Here is a 1,178-nt window from a genome sequence, read left to right as displayed (position 1 = left end):
CGTAGAACCCCACCCAGCCCCCTCTGACGCCCCCTACCTCCCACCCTATGGGCTTGGTTATTGGGAGTATGGGGGCTGGGGGGTAGGTGGGGAACCTACCCCGCGAAGACTTTTTTCTGAATATCGTCGAGGAGCGCCATGCCCGCGATCACTTTTCCGAGGCCGTCGCCGATCATGGGGATCATTCCCTGGCGCATGGCCTCGTTTTGAATCGCGGTCGTGGTGGCGCGCTTCATGATGAGCTGCTGGATACTCTCGGAGGCGACCATCAGCTCGTGGACACCGATGCGGCCCGACGTGCCCATGTTGTTGCAGCGCACACAGCCCTGAACCTGGCCAATTGCCTTGACGGGCAGAGGGGCACCGTACATCATGTCGAGGAGCTTCTGCTGATCGGGGGTCGCGGGGCCAAACGTGCGGCAGTGGGAACAAAGGCGGCGTGCGAGGCGCTGTGCCTGCGCTCCGATCAGGCCCGAGGCGATCATAAATGGCTCCACGCCCATGTCCATCAGTCGGGTGGGAGCGCCTGCTGCCTGGTTACAGTGGAGTGTCGAGAGCACCAGGTGCCCCGTCATGGCGGCTTTAAAGGCGATCTCTGCGGTCTCCCCATCACGAATCTCTCCGACAAGAACTACATCGGGGTCCTGGCGAAGAATGGCACGGAGCTGGGCGGCAAAAGTCAGGCCCGCCTTGGGGTTGACCATGCTCTGGCTGATACGATCCATCTCGTACTCCACCGGATCTTCACACGTCATGACATTGGTGGCTTCGTCTTTGACGGCGTTGAGGGCAGCGTAGAGCGTCGTCGTCTTACCTGAGCCTGTCGGTCCGGTTACCAGCAAGATACCGTAGGGACGCTTGATCAGGGTGTGGAATGCCTCTAGGTTGGGTTTGGAGAACTCCAGCTGCTCGACGCTTTTCTGGGTTGCTCCGCCATCTAGGATACGCAGCACCACGCGCTCACCGTAGAGGTTAGGCAGGGTCGAGACACGGAACTGCACCGTGCGGCCGTCAATTCCCAGGTTGATACGGCCATCTTGCGGGACACGGCGCTCGGAGATATCTAGGTCACTGAGGATCTTGAGACGGGAGACCAGAGCCGCGAACGAAGTCTTCGGGAGCACATGAAGCACATGCAAGTGGCCATCAATACGATAGCGAACCTGAAAGTCTTTCTT

Annotated in this window: 1 protein-coding gene; it reads right to left on the bottom strand. The window is 59.9% G+C overall.

Translation table 11 applies throughout. From position 1 onward, the window contains the following. Positions 1-95: 95 nt before the first annotated feature. The coding region (locus RMO15_RS07215; protein ID WP_309709845.1) for a GspE/PulE family protein at positions 96-1,178 on the bottom strand (1,083 nt) is incomplete at its 5' end.

Source organism: Armatimonas sp., assembly GCF_031410135.1.
Classification (GTDB): domain Bacteria; phylum Armatimonadota; class Armatimonadia; order Armatimonadales; family Armatimonadaceae; genus Armatimonas.
The sequence above is the reverse complement of the archived record's forward strand: the minus strand, read 5'-3'. Positions and strand labels throughout refer to the sequence as shown.